This is a genomic window from Streptomyces sp. V4I8 (assembly GCF_041261225.1).
Taxonomy (GTDB): Bacteria; Actinomycetota; Actinomycetes; order Streptomycetales; family Streptomycetaceae; genus Streptomyces.
This window is the reverse complement of record NZ_JBGCCN010000001.1, coordinates 9,066,815-9,083,753: the sequence shown is the minus strand read 5'-3', so window position 1 is coordinate 9,083,753 and position 16,939 is coordinate 9,066,815. Positions and strand designations below refer to the sequence as shown.

The following is a 16,939-nucleotide window of genomic DNA, read 5'->3' as shown; positions in this document are numbered from 1 at the left end:
GGGCGCGCAGTTGTTGAACGTATCTCTTCCAGCGCCGGCCGGGGGCGCTCAGCGCTGCACCGGCGGACATCTCGTGGCGCGGGAATTCCCGCTGCCGTCAGCGGCGAGCCGATTCGGCCAGGGGCCGCAGTAGCCCCGTCCTGCCGACCGGCACCAGCCGGCCAGAAGACCGGAGCACAGCTCTCACCTGACGTGACCGGTCACGACGCCGCCCGTGGACATGACTCTTCCGAGAGCCGTGGTGTTCCGCCTGTTCAGGAGCGGCTTGTGACGTCCTCATCCGCTCGATGTACGTTCACATGGAGACATGATGACCAATCAGGCCAGCGACCTCGACGGCTCGAAGGTCGTGCTGTTCCGCAAGAAACCGGACGCGGCGCCACGACATCGAAGAGCCGCCATCGACGAGGCACGCAGCCAGGTACTGACGACCAAGGTGGGCCTGCAGATACCCGGCGGCCTGACCTTCGACGACTGGGAACGCGCCGGACGCCAGCTTTCCGGAATTCTCAACTCGTCCTCATGGTGGCTGGGCGACTGGCTCGTATACGGCAAGGACCATTACGGCGACCGCTATCAGCGCGGCATCCGGGCGGCGGGACTGCAATACCAGACCCTGCGGAACTACGCCTGGGTGTCCCGGCGTTTCGAGATGCACCGCAGGCGCCCCGCGCTGAGCTTCCAGCACCACGCGGAACTCGCCTCTTTACCGACCGAGGACCAGGAGCGTTGGCTGGACCGCGCCGAACAGATGAAGTGGACGACCAAGCAGCTGCGCGGTGCGATCCGCATGACCTGCGAGAGTGGCTCGGCCGCCGGGGAACCGGCCGAGCCCACGCGCCGGCTCGCGGTACCCGGCAATCGGATGCGGTGGTGGCACAAGGCGGCCGAGCAGTCGGGCATCGAGTTCGAGCAGTGGGTGCTCGCGACGCTCGACAACGCGGCCGAACGCGCCCTCAAGGAGCCGGAAGAGCAGGCCGGCATCAGCGCCTGATCGCCCCGTCGGCCCCGGAGCAGCCCCCGGAGCCGCCACGCGACACCCTGCCCGCAGGGCCCCGAGGGTCCGGGCGACGCGACTGCCGGGACCCGCACTCGACCACCCCGTGTGCGGGTCCCGGCCTGCCGGTCGCGTCACGGCAGGCGGCGCATCAGCTCCGCCGTCTCACGGTGGCGCAGCGAGGCGCAGCCGCTGAACGCCTCCCGTACCCGGTCACGCACTTCGGGTTTCTGCTCCTGGCTCAGCTTGAACATGCCGTCCGCCTCGACCACCGAGACCCGGAAGGCACCCACACCGGGCACGATCCGCCGGAAGTACTCCAGCGACGCGGTCATGTCCCAGTCGGCACCGAACTCGGCTTCGAAGGCCCGGGCGGTGGCCTGCACCACGCCGAGCGTGTCGTCGAGGGAGGAGATCTTCTCCACCACACCACGCACATGCACCGCGGTGAAGTTCCAGGTCGGCGCGGCCGGCGTCTTCTCGTAAACCGTCGGCGAGACATAGGCGTGGGGTCCGGTGAACGTCAGCAGAACGGAGCTTCCCGTCTCCAGGGCGGCCCAGTGCGGATTCTCCCGGTTCATGTGTCCCCACAACCGGGATCCGGACAGATCGGCCGTCCATTCACCGTCCATTTCCGGGTCCGGGATTACTGGCAGATGTGTGGCGAACGGAGTCGCGGCAGTACCGCCGTTGCTCGCCATCAGCGCCAGTGGATTCTTGCGGATCAATTCGACCATCCACGAACTGTCCGGCGATCGATACTGACTGGGCACGAACATCCGAGATTCTCCCTTTCGCTGATCCGGTACATCCCGACGCATCACTGTCCTGTCGACAGGACACCTGAACGGTGCCCGGCCGACAAACTCGGTTCCTGGGTGGCGCGCCCTTGAAATGCGGGTAACCTACGCACGGCCGCGAGGAATTGACACAACGTCGCCGGATGCCGCACCGAGAATACATGCGGGAATTCCGGCAGGAACAGGGAACAGCTGCCGAATCGGTCGGCCCATTTCACCGAAGGAGACCCACGTGCCCATCACGGCGGCGCGAGCGTTACCCAAGGCGCGGATCCTCATCGAGGCGCTGCCGTGGCTGGTCCGGCACAACGGCAAGACGGTCGTCATCAAGTTCGGCGGCAACGCCATGATCGACGACGATCTGAAGGCCGCGTTCGCCCAGGACGTCGTCTTCCTGCACCACGCCGGTCTCAAGCCGGTCGTCGTGCACGGCGGCGGCCCGCAGATCAGCGCCGCCCTGGACAAGCACGGCATCGTCAGCGAGTTCAAGGCCGGCCTGCGCGTCACCACCGAGGACGCCATGGACGTCGTACGGATGGTGCTGGCCGGACAGGTCCAGCGCGAGCTGGTCAACCTGCTCAACGAGCACGGGCCGCTCGCCGTCGGGCTGACCGGCGAGGACGCGCACACCATCACCGCCACCAAGCACCAGCCCGAGATCGACGGCGAGCTGGTCGACATCGGCCGGGTCGGTGAGATCACCGCGATCGACACCGGCGCGATCGAGGCACTCCTGGCCGACGGCCGGATCCCGGTCGTCTCGTCGATCGCCCGTTCCCAGGACGACGGACATGTCTACAACGTCAATGCTGATACGGCGGCTGCGGCACTCGCTGCTGCTCTGGGCGCCGAGACCCTCATGGTCCTCACGGACGTCGAGGGCCTCTACGAGGACTGGCCCCACAGCGACGAGGTGATCAGCCGCCTCACCGCCGCCCAGCTGGAGAAGCTGCTGCCGGAGTTGTCCTCCGGCATGGTGCCGAAGATGGAGGGCTGTCTGCACGCCGTGCGCAACGGAGTCCAGACCGCGCGGGTGATCGACGGCCGGGTCCAGCACTCGATCCTGCTGGAGATCTTCACGGACGAAGGAATCGGCACGATGGTCGTGCGCGACGAGCACCAGGGCCCGCCCTGGCCCTGACTGCTCCTTTCGGACAGTCCCGTCCTCGCCCTGCGCCACACCGCCCCACCATGGCGCCATGCCGATTCACCTTCGCCATCCGACTCTCACTGTCTACAACGAGGTTGCCACGCAGCCCTCGACACCCACCTGAACCAGCGTGCGTTTCGGCCAACTCCGTCGCCGTAGCCCTTTGCCGGGATCGCACATGGCGCCACGCATGCGCCATACTGGCGTCATGGATCTCACGCCGTACGTCGACCGCCTCCGGCACGAGCTGATGGCCGCCGCCGAAACAGGCGGGGAGAAGAGCCTCGCCCTGGCCGACCGGCTGACCACGACGATGGAGTCGGCCATCCGGCTCACCCTGCTCAACGTGCTGTCCGAGGCCATGGACCAGGTCAGCCACGCTCTGGCACCCGCCTCGGTCGCCGTGCGTCTGCACGGACTGGATCCCGAGTTCGAAGTGACGACGCCGGCCGGGCAGCCCCCCGCACACCGCGCGGACGACGTCGAGCACCGGGAGAGCCCGGCTCCCGGCGGCCACATCCGTCTTCAGTTCCCGGACGCCCGCAGCGTCAAGGCCGCCGCCGCCCTCTTCCCCACCGCGACCTCCGACCCGGCGGCGCGCGCCCTGTACATCCCCAGCGACGGCGGTCTGCCGACCCTGCGGGCCGTTCTCGCACGGCTGGACGCCGCCTCGCTCGAAGCCGAGTCGCTCACCGCGCACACCACCGCGCTCGACGACGTCTTCCAGACCTTCAACGGCTGCCCCCTCCCGAGCGAGGACGACCGCTCGGGCCCGACCGAGCTGCCCTCGTGACGGCCGTCGACCACACGGGCGCCACCGCTCCCCCGGGTCACCGGTTCCCCTCCGCCCATCCGCTCGTTCGTTAGGAGCACGACCCCCATGGCGACCTTTCTCTACAAACTCGGACGCCTCGCCTTCCGGCGACGAGGCATCACAGTGCTGTTGTGGCTGCTCGTCCTCGTCGGCGCGGGCGCCGCCGCGGCCTCCGCCCCTCCGCTGCCGGCCGACACGTTCACGATGCCGGGTACGGAGACGCAGAAGGCGTACGACCTGCTGGAGAAGAGGTTCCCGGCGTTCAGTGCCGACGGCGCCGAGGCCCGCATCGTGGTCCGGGCGCCCGGCGGCGGGAAGATCACCGACCCGGCCCAGAAGCAGCGGGTCGAGTCCCTCTTCGCCGATCTGGCCAAGTCACCGCAGGTCGAGCGAGTTGTCGACCCGTACGCAGGTCAGGCCATCAGCAAGGACGGCACCACCGCCTACGGATCGGTCACCTACGAGGTGGGGGCCACCCGGGTGAGCCCCGAGGCCCATGACGCGCTGCTGGACGCGGCACGGGACGGCCGGGCGTCCGACCTCGTCGTCGAGATGGGCGGTGACGCCCTGCCGCCGGAGGGTTCCATGGGCTCCGGCGAGGCCATCGGCGTCCTCGTCTCCGCGATCGTCCTGCTCATCACGTTCGGTTCCCTGCTGGCCGCGGGCATGCCGCTGCTGACCGCGTTCATCGGGGTCGCCGTCGGCATCTGCGGCGTCGTCGCGCTGGGCAGCACCCTCGGGCTCTCGTCCACGACCTCGACGCTGGCCCTCATGCTGGGCCTGGCGGTCGGCATCGACTACGCGCTGTTCATCATCTCCCGCTACCGGTCCGAGGTCGCCGAGGGCCACGAGCGCGGAGAGGCGGCGGGACGGGCCGTCGGCACAGCGGGGTCGGCGGTGGTGTTCGCCGGCCTCACGGTCGTCGTCGCCCTCGCAGGCCTCGCCGTCGTCAACGTCCCCATGCTCACCAAGATGGGCCTCGCCGGCGCGGGCACCGTCGCCGTGGCGGTCGTCGTCGCGGTCACGCTCGTACCGGCACTGCTCGGCTTCGCGCCCGTCAAGGTGCTGCGCCGACGGGACCGCGCCGCGCAGTACGGCAAGCCGCTCTCGGCCCGCCAACAGCGCAAGGCCGCCAAGCGGACCGCCCGGCAGAAGCCGAACCTCGGCACCCGTTGGGCCGGGTTCGTGCTGCGCCACCCGGTCGCCGTCCTGCTCGTCGGCGTGGTCGGCCTCGGCGCGGTCGCCGTACCGGCCGCCGGTCTGCGGCTGGGCCTGCCCTCGGAGGGCACGATGGCGCCGCACACCACCCAGCGCAAGGCGTACGACATGCTCTCGGAGTCCTTCGGGCCCGGGTTCAACGGGCCACTGACGGTCGTCGTCGAGGGCCAGGACGTCAAGTCCGCCGCGGCCACCGTCCGCACCGAGCTGGAGGAGCAGCGGGGCGTGGTCTCCGTGAGCCCGCCCTCCCTCAACGAGGCGGGAGACACGGCCGTCCTGAACGTCGTTCCGAACACCGGTCCGAGCGACACGAAGACCGAGGGCCTGGTCAGGGAGTTGCGCACCACGGCCGACGGTATCGAGGGCAGGACCGGCTCCGTGGTGCTCGTGGCCGGACAGACGGCGATGTTCATCGACTTCTCGCAGACCCTCGACCAGGCGCTGCTCCCCTATCTGGCCGTGGTGGTCGGGCTGGCGTTCCTCCTGCTGATGCTGGCGTTCCGGTCGGTCCTCGTGCCCCTCAAGGCGGCGCTGGGCTTCCTGCTGTCGGTGGCGGCCGCCCTCGGTGCGGTCGTGGCGGTCTTCCAGTGGGGCTGGCTGGCCGATGTGTTCAACGTCGACCAGCCGGGGCCGGTGATGAGCACCATGCCCATCTTCATGATCGGTGTCGTCTTCGGACTCGCCATGGACTACGAGGTGTTCCTGGTGACCCGGATGCACGAGGCCCACTCCCACGGGGCGCCCACCCGCGAGGCGGTCGTGACCGGGTTCCGGTACGGCGGCCGGGTGGTCGGTGCGGCCGCCCTGATCATGACGAGCGTCTTCTCCGGGTTCATCGTGGAGGACAACGACTTCATCCAGATGATCGGCTTCGGCCTGGCCATCGCGGTGCTCTTCGACGCCTTCGTCGTACGGATGGCCCTGGTGCCGGCGCTGTTCGCCCTGCTGGGCGACAAGGCGTGGTGGATGCCCGGCTGGCTCGACCGGCTGCTGCCGAACATGGACATCGAGGGCAAGAAGCTCACGGAAGGCCGACCCGCCGACCGGCACCTGCCGAACCAGCGGCCGCTCCCCCAGCCGCACCTCACGGACTGAGTCCCACCGCGGTGGAAAGAGGCGGGGCCGGTGAGCAGTGAAGCAGCTCACCGGCCCCGCCTCTGCGCTAGGCCGCTTCCTGCTCCGCTCCCATGTTCTCGGCCACCTCGCCGGCCCCCTGCTCGAACTGCGTCCGGTACAGCTCGGCGTAGCGGCCCCCGGCCGCCAGCAACGCGTCGTGCGTGCCGCGTTCGACGATCCGGCCGCCCTCGACCACCAGGATCTGGTCCGCCGCCCGCACGGTGGACAGCCGGTGGGCGATCACGATCGCGGTCCTGCCCTCCAGGGCCTCGGTGAGCGCCTCCTGCACGGCGGCCTCGGAGGTGTTGTCGAGGTGGGCGGTGGCCTCGTCGAGGATGACGACGCGCTGGCGGGCCAGCAGCAGCCGGGCGATGGTCATCCGCTGGCGTTCGCCGCCGGAGAGCCGGTAGCCGCGCTCGCCGACCACGGTGTCGAGGCCGTCGGGCAGGGACCGTACGAGATCGTCGAGGCGGGAGCGGCGCAGGGCGTCCCAGAGTTCGGTGTCGGTGGCGGTGGGTCGGGCCAGCAGCAGGTTGGCGCGGACGGTGTCGTGGAAGAGGTGGCCGTCCTGGGTGACCATGCCGAGGGTGCCGCGCAGCGACTCGGCGCTCAGGTCACGGACGTCGGCTCCGCCCACGCGCACGGCGCCCTCGTCGACGTCGTACAGCCGGGGCAGCAGCTGGGCGACGGTCGACTTGCCCGCGCCGGACGAGCCGACGAGGGCGACGGTCTGCCCGGGTTCGGCGCGGAAGGAGATGCCGTGCAGCACCTCGGCGCCACCGCGGGTGTCGAGGGACGCCACTTCCTCCAGGGAGGCGAGGGAGACCTTGTCGGCGGACGGGTAACCGAAGCGGACGTTGTCGAACTCCACCGACACCGGGCCGTCGGGGACCTTCTTCGCGTCCGGCTTCTCCTCGATCAGCGGCCTGAGGTCGAGCACCTCGAAGACCCGCTCGAAGCTGACGAGAGCGCTCATGACCTCGACGCGGGCGCCCGCGAGCGCGGTGAGCGGCGCGTACATGCGGGTCAGGAGCAGCGCCAGCGAGACGACGGCGCCGGGCTCCAGCGTGCCGCGCAGGGCGAACCAGCCGCCGAGGCCGTAGACCAGGGCGAGGGCCAGGGCGGACACCAGGGTGAGAGCGGTGATGAACATCGACTGGGCGGTGGCCGTGCGTACGCCGATGTCGGCCACCCGCCCGGCCCGGCTCGCGAACTCCCGCGACTCCTCCTCCGGGCGTCCGAAGAGCTTGACCAGCGTGGCGCCGGGCGCCGAGAAGCGTTCGGTCATACGGGTGCCCATCGCCGCGTTGAGCGTGGCCGCCTCCCGCTGCATGTGGGCCATGCGGTGCCCCATGCGCCGGGCCGGGATCACGAACACCGGGAGGAGGACGAGGGCGAGGAGGGTGATCTGCCAGGACAGGGTGAGCATGACGGCCACGGTGAGCAGCAGGGTGACGAGGTTGCTGACCACTCCGGACAGGGTGTTGCTGAAGGCGCGCTGCGCGCCGATCACGTCGTTGTTGAGACGGGAGACGAGCGCTCCCGTACGAGTGCGTGTGAAGAACGCGACCGGCATGCGCTGCACATGATCGAACACAGCCGTCCGCAGATCGAGGATGAGCCCCTCACCGAGCCTCGCCGACAGCCGCCTGGCGAGGATCCCGAGCGCCGCCTCCGCCACCGCGATCAGGGCGATCAGCAGGCCCAGACGGACGACGGTGCCCTCGTCGCCGCCCGTCACGATCGCGTCGACGACATTCCCGGCCAGTACGGGGGTCGCGACGGCGAGCAGCGCGGTCATCACCCCGAGCACGACGAAGAGCGCGATCCTGCGGCGGTGCGGGCGGGCGAACGCGCCGATGCGGCGCAGCGTGGCGCGGGCGAACGGGCGCCGCTCCCGCTCGGCGTTCATGACGCTGTACAGCTGTGTCCAGGCTGTGGTCTCCATGCTCATGAGAAAGAACTTAGAACCTCAAGCAACGTTGAGGTCAACTGTCATCCGCAGCCGGTCCGTAAGCCGCCGTCTCCGCTGCCGCAACCCGGCGTTGGCGCGGCGCGGCGAACCTCTCCGAATGTGACAGCCGTTCGACTCCCCGCGGGGCGCCTTCTCGGGCGTCTCCCGGTCCGCCAGATACTGTGCCTGCTTCCGCTCGTCCTCGTCGTCGCGGTCGCGGTGCGGCACCGGTCCGTGCTCGCCGAGGGCATCGGCCATATGGCGTCCGCCAAGTGGCCGTGGCTGCTCGCCGCGGTCGGTGCCACGTGCCTGACCTGGGTCGCCGCGGCGGTGACCCGGCAGGGGGCCGTGATCGACCGGCTGCCGAAACTACGGCTGCTCGTCACCCAGTTCGCGGCGGGCTCGGCCAACCATCTGCTGCCCACCGGGCTGGGCGCGAGCGCGGTCAACCTGCGCTTCATGACGGTGTGCGGGCTGCCGCTCGCCCGTTCCTCGGCCGCGCTGGCGCTGTATCTGCTAGCGGAGAGCGTGGCCCGGGTCGGCCTGCTGGCCGCGCTGCTGATCGCCTTCCCGCACGCGCTGCGCCTCGGGCCGCTGCTGCCGGACGGGGCATGGGGCCCGCTGCTGCTCGCCGTCGGCGCGGCGGCGGTCGTGGTGGGCGCCGTCTTCGCCCTCGTACGTCGGCTGCGCACCGCCGTGCTCTCCTTCCTGCGCACCGCGCTGGACGAGGCGCGCTCGGTGCACACCCGCCCGGCCCGGGCGCTGGCGCTGTGGGGCGGTTCGCTGGCCTTCCCCGTGCTCCAGGCGGCCGGGCTGGTCCTGGTCGGGCTCGCCCTGGGACTTCCGGTGCCGCCGGCCCACATGGCGCTGGCGTATCTCGCGGCGACCGTCGCCGTCGCCCTGGTGCCCACGCCGGGCGGGCTCGGCTCGGTCGAGGCGGCACTGATCGTGGCGCTGGTGGCGGCGGGCGGTCCGGTCGCGGTGGCGACGGCGGTGGTGCTGGCGTACCGGATCATCACGGTGTGGCTGCCGCTGCTGCCGGGGGCGTTGACGCTGGGTGCGCTGGTGCGGTGGAAGGTGATCTGACCGGTCCGTTTCATTGGTGGGTGGTCTGACCGGCCGGTTCCGGTGGACGGTGAGCTGACCGCCCGGTTCCGGCGGCAGGCGAGCTGACCGGTCCGTTCCGGTGGTGGGTCATGTGACCGCTCAGTAACGTGCGGGGTCCGACCCGTCGAAAGGGGCCCAGCCATGCCGGTCCGCGTCGAGCGACAGGGACACGTCAGCACTGTCGTCCTCTCCCGACCCGGGGTCCGCAACGCGGTCGACGGCCCCACCGCCGCCGAACTCACCGACGCTGTCCGGGAGTTCGAGGCCGATGAGGACGCGAGGGTGGCGGTGCTGTGGGGCGAGGGCGGCGCCTTCTGCGCGGGCGCCGACCTCAAGGCGCTGGGCACGGAGCGGGGCAACCGGGTCACGGAGGAGGGCGACGGGCCGATGGGGCCGACCCGGCTGCGGCTGTCGAAGCCGGTGATCGCCGCGGTCGCCGGGCACGCCGTGGCGGGCGGCCTGGAGCTCGCGCTCTGGTGCGATCTGCGGGTCGCCGAGGAGGACGCCGTCTTCGGGGTGTTCTGCCGCCGTTGGGGCGTGCCGCTGATCGACGGCGGCACGGTACGGCTGCCCCGGCTGATCGGCACGAGCCGCGCGATGGACATGATCCTGACGGGGCGGCCGGTGCCGGCGAGCGAGGCCTACGCCATGGGGCTCGCCAACCGCGTGGTGCCCACCGGACGCGCCCGCGCCGAGGCGGAGGAGCTGGCCGCCACGATCGCGCGCTTTCCGCAGGCCTGTCTGCGCGCCGACCGGGCCTCGGTGCTCGCCCAGGAGGGGCTGGACGAGGCGGACGCGATGCGCGGCGAACTCCGGCATGGCTCGGGCGTGTTGGCGGAGAGCCTGGAGGGCGCGTCCCGCTTCGCCTCCGGCGCCGGGCGGCACGGCTCGTTCCACGACGTCTGACCGGGCTCGGCACTCGGTACCCCATGGCCCCCTCCAGGGGCGCGCAGAGCGTGAAGCGACCCTCGCGCGCCGCCCGAGCGTCAAGCGCGCCCCGCCAGGCAGCCGTTCCGCCCTCGGCGGTGGCCGGAGTCCGAGGGAGAATGCCCGAAAGCGACCGATGCGGCCGTCCGGCCGACGATCCTGGCACGAACACGTGTACCCGATACGGCAGGATGAGCCCTCGCGCCGGTCTCGGGGGATGGGGTGGCCGGCGCGACGGCACATCGCGGAATCGAGCAGGTGACAACGTGACGAGACTTCACATCCGGCCGTCGGCGAAGGGGTTCGCCGCAGCTTTTCTCCCCGGGGGTGACCGGTGACGCGAGCGCTCACAGTGGACGACCTGGTGATCGCCGGGATCGCGCTGGCGGCGGGGCTCCTCGCCGCCTTCCTGCTGCGGATGCTGCTGCGCTGGCTGGGCAAGCACGCCGACCGCACCCGCTGGAGCGGCGACGACCTCATCGTGGACACCCTGCGGACCGTGGTGCCGTGGGCGGCCTTCCTCGGCGGCGCGGCCTCCGCCGGTGCGGCGCTGCCGCTGACCCGGACGGTCCAGCACAACGTCAACCAGACGCTGACCGTGCTGCTCATCTTCGTCGTGACGCTGGCGGTGGCCCGCGGGATCGCCGGAGTGATGCGGACGGTCACCCAGTCCCGGCCCGGCGTCGCCGGGTCGGCCACGATCTTCGTCAACATCACCCGGATCCTGATCCTGGCCATCGGCTTCCTGGTGGTGCTGCAGACGCTGGGCATCTCGATAGCGCCCCTGCTCACCGCCCTGGGCGTGGGCGGTCTGGCGGTCGCGCTCGCCCTTCAGGACACCCTCGCCAACCTCTTCGCGGGCATCCACATCCTCGCCTCCAAGACCGTCCAGCCCGGCGACTACATCCGGCTGAGCAGCGGCGAGGAGGGCTACGTCGAGGACATCAACTGGCGCCAGACCACGGTCCGCAACCTGTCCAACAACCTGGTCGTGATCCCCAACGGGGAGCTCGCGAAGACGAACATGACCAACTTCATGCGTCCCGAGCAGCAGTTGACGATCCTGGTTCAGGTCGGCGTCGCCTACGACAGCGACCTCGACCACGTCGAGCGGGTGACGAACGACGTCATCGGCGAGGTGATGGCCGAGGTCGAGGGGGCGGTACCGGACCACGAGCCGATCATCCGCTTCCACACCTTCGGCGACTCGCGGATCGGCTTCACCGTGATCCTGGGCGTCGGTGAGTTCAGCGACCAGTACCGGATCAAGCACGAGTTCATCAAGCGCCTGCACCGGCGGTACCGCGCGGAGGGCATCCGCATCCCGGCGCCGACGCGCACGGTGGCGATCCAGCAGGGGACGGTGGCCATTCCGCAGCAGCGCGTCCCCGGAGAGGCGGACGAGGTGGTGGCCCCCGTCCGCCTCGACTGACCTACCCGAACATGCCTAGAGGGTGGCCGAGTTCTCGTGGTGGCGGCTGCCCTTACGGCTGTGCGGCGCGGCGAGGGACGGCTTCACCGGCGTGACCGTCCAGTCCGGATGCCCGGGCATCCGCGGCGTCTTGGTGCCGTACAGCCAGTCCCGAAGGAATCCGGACAGATCCTGACCCGAGACCTCCGAGGCGACGGCGATGTAGTCCGCCGTGGACGCCGAGGAGTTGCGGTACCGGGCGAGGAAGGCGCGCTCCAGGGCGGTGAAGGCGTCCTCGCCGACGAGGTTGCGCAGTGCGTACAGGACGAGGACGCCGCCCAGGTAGCGCTGGCCCTCGAACAGGTTCACCGCGTTCGGCGCCGCGACCGGCCCCCAGTCGTGGCGCCACTGGTCGCCCTGCGCGTAGGTGTTCTTCATGCGGGCTTCCAGGGTGGTCATGCCCAGGGAGTCGGGCCAGCCGCGCTCATAGCGGTAGAGCAGCCCGTAGAAGTCGGCGTGGCCCTCGTTGATCCACAGGTCGGCCCAGGTGGCGGGGCTGACGCTGTTGCCGAAGTAGGAGTGGACCAGCTCGTGCATCATGTGCGAGCCGATCTTCTTCTCCTCCTGGAGCAGATAGTTCGGCCGGTAGATGGTGAGGGTCTGGGTCTCCAGACCGGTGAAACCGAAGGGCTCCGGGACGTCGGAGTTGCAGGGCAGCAGTCCGTACGTCTCGAAGGGGTACGGCCCGAGCCGTGCCTCCACCCACTCCACCAGCTTCGGTGTCAGCGCGAGCGCCGGCTCCAGCGCCTCGGCGCGCGCCACGGGCACGACGTCCCGCAGCGGGAGCCCGTGCGGGCCCTGCCGGTCCTTCACCACGTAGTCGCCGACCGTGATCTGCACCAGCTCCGTCGCCATGGGCTCGCGGGAGCGGTAGGTGTACGCCGTCCGGCCGCCGGCCAGGTTCTCGGTGCGCACGAGCAGGCCGCTCGCCACACCCCGGAGGCCGCTGGGGACGGTGAGCCGGAAGGTGAAGTCGGCCTTGTCGGACGGGTGGTCGTTGCAGGGGAAGACGGTGTGCGCCGAGTCCGCCTGGCAGGCCACCGCGAACCCGTCCAGCGTGTCGACCCAGCCGGTGTGCGGCAGGGTACGGCGCGGGTCCGCCGAGTACTCGACGCAGACGGTGACCGCGCACTCGGCGGGCAGGGCCCGCGCGGGCGTTATGCGCAGCTTCTCGGCCACCTGCTCGAACGTCGCCGTACGGCCGCCGACGCGGACGGAGCGGATGTCGAGGCCGAGGGCGTCGAGGGAGAAGCGGGACAGGGCCTGGGTGGTGCGGATCTTCAGGGTGGCGGTGGCGTCGACCAGGCGGGTCGTGGCGTCGTAGGAGAAGTCGAGGTGGTAGGCCGAGACGCGGTAGCCGTCGTTGCCGAGGGCCGGGTAGACGGAGTCGCCGAGGGTCTCGGGGCCCGGGGTGCCGGAGGTCCTGGTGGCCGGCGTCCCCGTGCGCGTCGGTGCCGCCAGGGCGGAGGGGGCGGCGGCGAGGGCCGCCGCCGTGCCGATCAGGGCGGCCGCGGGGGCCGTCACTCTGCTGCGATATCTCATGGTCCGCTTTCGCTGGGGCGGCCGGATGGTCAGGCCCGGCCGCCGGATCGGTGATCTCCCTACATGACTGTGGGATCAGGTGAACCGGTTGCGCGGAGGCGGTACATCCGTTTACGCGGATCCGAAATCTCGGCAGACATCCCGCACCTCTGTGCGGACCCCTGTCGAGTCGAGGTCGATCACGAGATATCTTGATGTCGAGCAATGTTGCAGACGTGGAGCGGAGCACCCGGTGACTGACTCGACCATCATCTATACGCACACTGACGAGGCCCCGGCCCTGGCGACGTATTCCTTCCTGCCGGTGGTCCAGGCGTACGCCTCGCAGGCGGGTGTCGCCGTGGAGACGCGGGACATCTCGCTGGCCGGCCGCATCATCGCGGTGTTCCCGGAGTACCTGACCGAGGACCAGCGCATCCCGGACGCCCTCACCGAGCTCGGTGAGCTCGCGAAGACGCCCGCCGCCAACATCATCAAGCTGCCGAACATCTCGGCGTCGATCCCGCAGCTCAAGGCCGCCATCGCCGAGCTGCAGGGCCAGGGCTACGCGCTGCCGAACTACCCGGACGACCCGAAGACCGACGAGGAGCGGGAGATCCAGGCCCGCTACGACAAGGTCAAGGGCTCCGCCGTGAACCCGGTCCTGCGTGAGGGCAACTCCGACCGGCGCGCCCCCGCCTCGGTCAAGAACTACGCCAAGACCCACCCGCACCGCATGGGCGCCTGGACCCCCGAGTCCAAGACCAACGTGGCGACCATGGGCCAGAACGACTTCCGCTCCACCGAGAAGTCCGTCGTGATCTCCGAGGCCGGCGCGCTGAAGATCGAGCTCGTCGCCGAGGACGGCACCACCACCGTCCTGCGCGAGTCCGTACCGGTCCTCGAGGGCGAGGTCGTCGACGCCTCCGTGATGCGCGTCGCCGCGCTGCGCGAGTTCCTGACCGCGCAGGTCGCCAAGGCCAAGGCCGAGGGCGTGCTGTTCTCCGTGCACCTCAAGGCCACGATGATGAAGGTCTCCGACCCGATCGTCTTCGGCCACGTCGTGCGCGCCTTCTTCCCGAAGACCTTCGAGAAGTACGGCCAGGCGCTCGCCGCCGCCGGTCTCTCCCCGAACGACGGTCTGGGCGGCATCCTCAAGGGCCTGGACGCGCTGCCGAACGGCGCCGAGATCAAGGCGTCCTTCGACGCGGAGATCGCCGAGGGCCCGGAGCTGGCCATGGTCGACTCCGACAAGGGCATCACCAACCTGCACGTGCCGTCCGACGTGATCGTCGACGCCTCGATGCCGGCCATGATCCGCACCTCCGGCCACATGTGGGGCCCGGACGGCCAGGAGGCCGACACCCTCGCGGTGCTCCCGGACTCCTCGTACGCCGGTGTCTACCAGGCCGTGCTCGACGACTGCCGCGCCAACGGCGCCTACGACCCGTCGACGATGGGCTCGGTCCCGAACGTCGGTCTCATGGCGCAGAAGGCCGAGGAGTACGGCTCCCACGACAAGACCTTCGAGATCAAGGCCGCCGGTACGGTGCGTCTGGTCGACCAGGCCGGCAACGTGGTCATCGAGCAGCCGGTCGCCGAGGGCGACATCTTCCGTGCCTGCCAGACCAAGGACGCGCCGATCAAGGACTGGGTGAAGCTCGCCGTCACCCGCGCCCGCGCCACCGGCGACCCGGCCGTGTTCTGGCTGGACGAGACCCGCGCGCACGACGCCAACCTGATCGCCAAGGTCAACGCGTACCTGCCGGAGCACGACACCGAGGGTCTGGACATCCGCATCCTCGCCCCGGTCGACGCGACGAAGCTGTCGGTGGAGCGCATCCGCCGCGGCGAGAACACCATCTCGGTCACCGGCAACGTCCTGCGTGACTACCTCACCGACCTGTTCCCCATCCTGGAGCTGGGCACCAGCGCCAAGATGCTGTCGGTCGTCCCGCTGATGGCGGGCGGCGGCCTGTTCGAGACGGGCGCCGGCGGTTCCGCGCCGAAGCACGTCCAGCAGCTGGTCAAGGAGGACTACCTGCGCTGGGACTCCCTCGGTGAGTTCTTCGCGCTGGTGCCGTCCCTGGAGCAGTACGCGACGGCCACGAACAACCCGAAGGCCAAGGTCCTCGCCGACACCCTCGACCGCGCCACGGCGACCTTCCTCAACGAGGACAAGTCCCCGACCCGTCGCGTCGGCGGCATCGACAACCGCGGCAGCCACTTCTTCCTGTCCCTGTACTGGGCGCAGGAGCTGGCCAAGCAGACCGACGACGCGGACCTGGCCAAGGCCTTCGCCCCGCTCGCCGAGACGCTCACCGCCAACGAACAGAAGATCGTCGACGAGCTGAACGCCGTCCAGGGCAAGCCGGCCGAGATCGGCGGCTACTACCAGCCCGACCCGGCCAAGGCCGCCGCGGTCATGCGCCCGTCGGCCACCTGGAACGAGGCGCTCGCCTCGCTGAGCTGACGTCCGCCTGACGCGTCATCCCGCCCCGGTCGGCTTCGGCCCGGCCGGGGCGGGTGCGTCTCACCAGATCTTCTTGCCCACGCCCCGGGAGCAGCCGTATGCCCTCTTTCGACCTCTTCTCCGGGGCAGCGGGATCGCCGGTGATCCTGCATGTGCCGCACTCGGCACGGGAGATCCCGCCCGCGGTGCGCGCCGGGATCCTGCTGGACGACTCCGCGCTGGAGCGGGAGCTGGACCACATCGTCGACGCGCACACCGCGGAGCTCGCGCACGAGGCGGCGCGGGCGGCGGCAGTCACCCCCTGGCGGTTCGTCAACCGGCTCTCGCGGCTGGTCGTCGACCCGGAGCGGTTCCCGGACGCGCGGGAGGAGATGCTGGCCGTGGGGATGGGGGCCGTGTACACGCGGACCACGCACAAGGCACCGCTGCGCCCCGCCGACGCCGACCCCGAGCCGCTTGTCGAGCGGTACTTCCGGCCCTACGCGAAGGCCATGACGGACGCCGTGGCCGATCGTCTCGCCGTCACCGGCCGGGCCGTGATCATCGACGTGCACTCCTACCCCAGTGCCAGGCTTCCCTACGAACTGCACGGCGAGGGCCCCCGACCGGCGGTCTGCCTGGGCACCGACTCCTTCCATACCCCGCCCGAGCTGGTCGCCGCGGCCCGGGAGGCGTTCGCGCCGTGCGGGCAGACGGGGCTCGACAGCCCGTTCAGCGGTACGTACGTCCCGCTGGAGTTCTACGGCGACGAACCGCGCGTCAGCGCCCTGATGATCGAGATCCGCCGGGACAGGTACATGACGGAGCCGGGCGGTCCGGTCGGTCCCGGACTCACCCGGCTCGCGAAGGCGCTGGCGACGCTGGTGGACGCCGTCTCTCGCTGACGAGGCCGGTCAGGCGCGCAGCCACTCCGTGACCACGACCTCGCCGCCGGTCCGCAGCCGCAGGGCGAAGGGGCCGTTCGGCGGTGCGTCGCTGGTGAAGCGGCCCATGTCGTCGGCGACGACCGGCACCGCCGTCCGGGGGCCGCCCAGCACCTCGATCCGGGCCTGCTGCGGCGGCAGCACCTGCCCCATCAGGCCCTGTGCGGTCACCTCCACGTCGACCGTCACCTCGCCCGCGCGGAAGGTCAGCATCCGCGGCACGTCCGTCGCCCCCCTGACCGGAATGGCGTCCACCACCGAGTCGAACGTCAACTCGGCGATCCGGGCGTCGAGGTCGTGCAGCGCGAAGGCCTCGACGGCGATCTGCCGCAGCTGGGCCGGTACGGGGTCCAGGATGGCGGAGGCACGGCGGAGTTCCTCCTCCAGCACTTCGACGTCGAACTCCGCGACGTCGAACTCCTCGTCGCCGAAGGGCTCTTCGCCCGGCATTTCGTCGTGCATGTCGTC

At 70.5% G+C, this 16,939-nt stretch carries 13 protein-coding genes; 9 read left to right on the top strand and 4 right to left on the bottom strand.

Annotated features, from left to right (window positions below; translation table 11 throughout):
- Nucleotides 1–310: 310 nt before the first annotated feature.
- On the top strand, nucleotides 311–994 hold the full coding sequence (locus ABIE67_RS41350) for an LmbU family transcriptional regulator (RefSeq protein ID WP_370266702.1): 684 nt from the start codon (nucleotides 311–313) through the stop codon (nucleotides 992–994).
- 137 nt (nucleotides 995–1,131) lie between these two features.
- On the opposite strand, the gene ABIE67_RS41345 is transcribed toward ABIE67_RS41350, so the two are convergent.
- Nucleotides 1,132–1,776, bottom strand: a complete 645-nt coding sequence (locus ABIE67_RS41345) for an FMN-binding negative transcriptional regulator (RefSeq protein WP_370266701.1) — start codon at nucleotides 1,774–1,776, stop codon at nucleotides 1,132–1,134.
- Nucleotides 1,777–2,029: 253 nt separating this feature from the next.
- Here ABIE67_RS41345 and argB point away from each other — a divergent pair, with 253 nt between their 5' ends.
- The 3 genes from argB to ABIE67_RS41330 all read left to right on the top strand — a co-directional run bounded on the left by argB (nucleotide 2,030) and on the right by ABIE67_RS41330 (nucleotide 6,074).
- Nucleotides 2,030–2,938: an acetylglutamate kinase gene (gene argB / locus ABIE67_RS41340; protein WP_370266700.1), complete on the top strand. Its 909-nt coding sequence runs from the start codon at nucleotides 2,030–2,032 to the stop codon at nucleotides 2,936–2,938.
- A gap of 217 nt (nucleotides 2,939–3,155) precedes the next feature.
- A complete protein-coding gene (locus ABIE67_RS41335) occupies nucleotides 3,156–3,740 on the top strand; it encodes a hypothetical protein (protein WP_370266699.1) in 585 nt (194 codons plus the stop codon).
- Nucleotides 3,741–3,827: 87 nt separating this feature from the next.
- Entirely contained in the window at nucleotides 3,828–6,074 is a 2,247-nt protein-coding gene (locus ABIE67_RS41330) for an MMPL family transporter (RefSeq protein ID WP_370266698.1), read from the top strand.
- A 67-nt stretch (nucleotides 6,075–6,141) separates the two neighbouring features.
- Here ABIE67_RS41330 and ABIE67_RS41325 read toward each other — a convergent pair whose 3' ends face one another.
- Nucleotides 6,142–8,043, bottom strand: coding sequence for an ABC transporter ATP-binding protein (locus ABIE67_RS41325; RefSeq protein ID WP_370269453.1), 1,902 nt, complete (start codon nucleotides 8,041–8,043; stop codon nucleotides 6,142–6,144).
- Between the two features lie 126 nt (nucleotides 8,044–8,169).
- Here ABIE67_RS41325 and ABIE67_RS41320 point away from each other — a divergent pair, with 126 nt between their 5' ends.
- From ABIE67_RS41320 to ABIE67_RS41310, 3 genes are all read left to right on the top strand, one after another.
- On the top strand, nucleotides 8,170–9,135 hold the full coding sequence (locus tag ABIE67_RS41320; protein WP_370266697.1) for a YbhN family protein: 966 nt from the start codon (nucleotides 8,170–8,172) through the stop codon (nucleotides 9,133–9,135).
- 162 nt (nucleotides 9,136–9,297) lie between these two features.
- Nucleotides 9,298–10,062 (top strand): crotonase/enoyl-CoA hydratase family protein, encoded by a 765-nt coding sequence (locus ABIE67_RS41315; RefSeq protein WP_370266696.1) that lies wholly within the window; start codon nucleotides 9,298–9,300, stop codon nucleotides 10,060–10,062.
- Between the two features lie 355 nt (nucleotides 10,063–10,417).
- Nucleotides 10,418–11,515: a mechanosensitive ion channel family protein gene (locus ABIE67_RS41310; RefSeq protein WP_370266695.1), complete on the top strand. Its 1,098-nt coding sequence runs from the start codon at nucleotides 10,418–10,420 to the stop codon at nucleotides 11,513–11,515.
- Nucleotides 11,516–11,530: 15 nt separating this feature from the next.
- On the opposite strand, the gene ABIE67_RS41305 is transcribed toward ABIE67_RS41310, so the two are convergent.
- Nucleotides 11,531–13,096, bottom strand: coding sequence for a M1 family metallopeptidase (locus tag ABIE67_RS41305; RefSeq protein ID WP_370266694.1), 1,566 nt, complete (start codon nucleotides 13,094–13,096; stop codon nucleotides 11,531–11,533).
- A 232-nt stretch (nucleotides 13,097–13,328) separates the two neighbouring features.
- Here ABIE67_RS41305 and ABIE67_RS41300 point away from each other — a divergent pair, with 232 nt between their 5' ends.
- Nucleotides 13,329–15,548 carry an NADP-dependent isocitrate dehydrogenase gene (locus tag ABIE67_RS41300; protein ID WP_370266693.1) on the top strand — a complete coding sequence of 740 codons (2,220 nt, stop codon included), beginning with the start codon at nucleotides 13,329–13,331 and terminating at the stop codon, nucleotides 15,546–15,548.
- Between the two features lie 98 nt (nucleotides 15,549–15,646).
- Entirely contained in the window at nucleotides 15,647–16,432 is a 786-nt protein-coding gene (locus ABIE67_RS41295; protein WP_370266692.1) for an N-formylglutamate amidohydrolase, read from the top strand.
- Between the two features lie 9 nt (nucleotides 16,433–16,441).
- On the opposite strand, the gene ABIE67_RS41290 is transcribed toward ABIE67_RS41295, so the two are convergent.
- Nucleotides 16,442–16,933, bottom strand: a complete 492-nt coding sequence (locus ABIE67_RS41290) for a hypothetical protein (RefSeq protein ID WP_370269451.1) — start codon at nucleotides 16,931–16,933, stop codon at nucleotides 16,442–16,444.
- Nucleotides 16,934–16,939: the final 6 nt, after the last annotated feature.

Coding starts and splice junctions, on each gene's coding strand:
- ABIE67_RS41305 (WP_370266694.1), bottom strand. CDS start 13,096: ATGAGATATCGCAGCAGAGTGACGGCCCCCGCGGCCGCCCTGATCGGC.
- ABIE67_RS41295 (WP_370266692.1), top strand. CDS start 15,647: ATGCCCTCTTTCGACCTCTTCTCCGGGGCAGCGGGATCGCCGGTGATC.
- ABIE67_RS41290 (WP_370269451.1), bottom strand. CDS start 16,933: ATGCACGACGAAATGCCGGGCGAAGAGCCCTTCGGCGACGAGGAGTTC.
- ABIE67_RS41315 (WP_370266696.1), top strand. CDS start 9,298: ATGCCGGTCCGCGTCGAGCGACAGGGACACGTCAGCACTGTCGTCCTC.
- ABIE67_RS41325 (WP_370269453.1), bottom strand. CDS start 8,043: ATGGAGACCACAGCCTGGACACAGCTGTACAGCGTCATGAACGCCGAG.
- ABIE67_RS41350 (WP_370266702.1), top strand. CDS start 311: ATGACCAATCAGGCCAGCGACCTCGACGGCTCGAAGGTCGTGCTGTTC.
- ABIE67_RS41345 (WP_370266701.1), bottom strand. CDS start 1,776: ATGTTCGTGCCCAGTCAGTATCGATCGCCGGACAGTTCGTGGATGGTC.
- ABIE67_RS41330 (WP_370266698.1), top strand. CDS start 3,828: ATGGCGACCTTTCTCTACAAACTCGGACGCCTCGCCTTCCGGCGACGA.
- ABIE67_RS41335 (WP_370266699.1), top strand. CDS start 3,156: ATGGATCTCACGCCGTACGTCGACCGCCTCCGGCACGAGCTGATGGCC.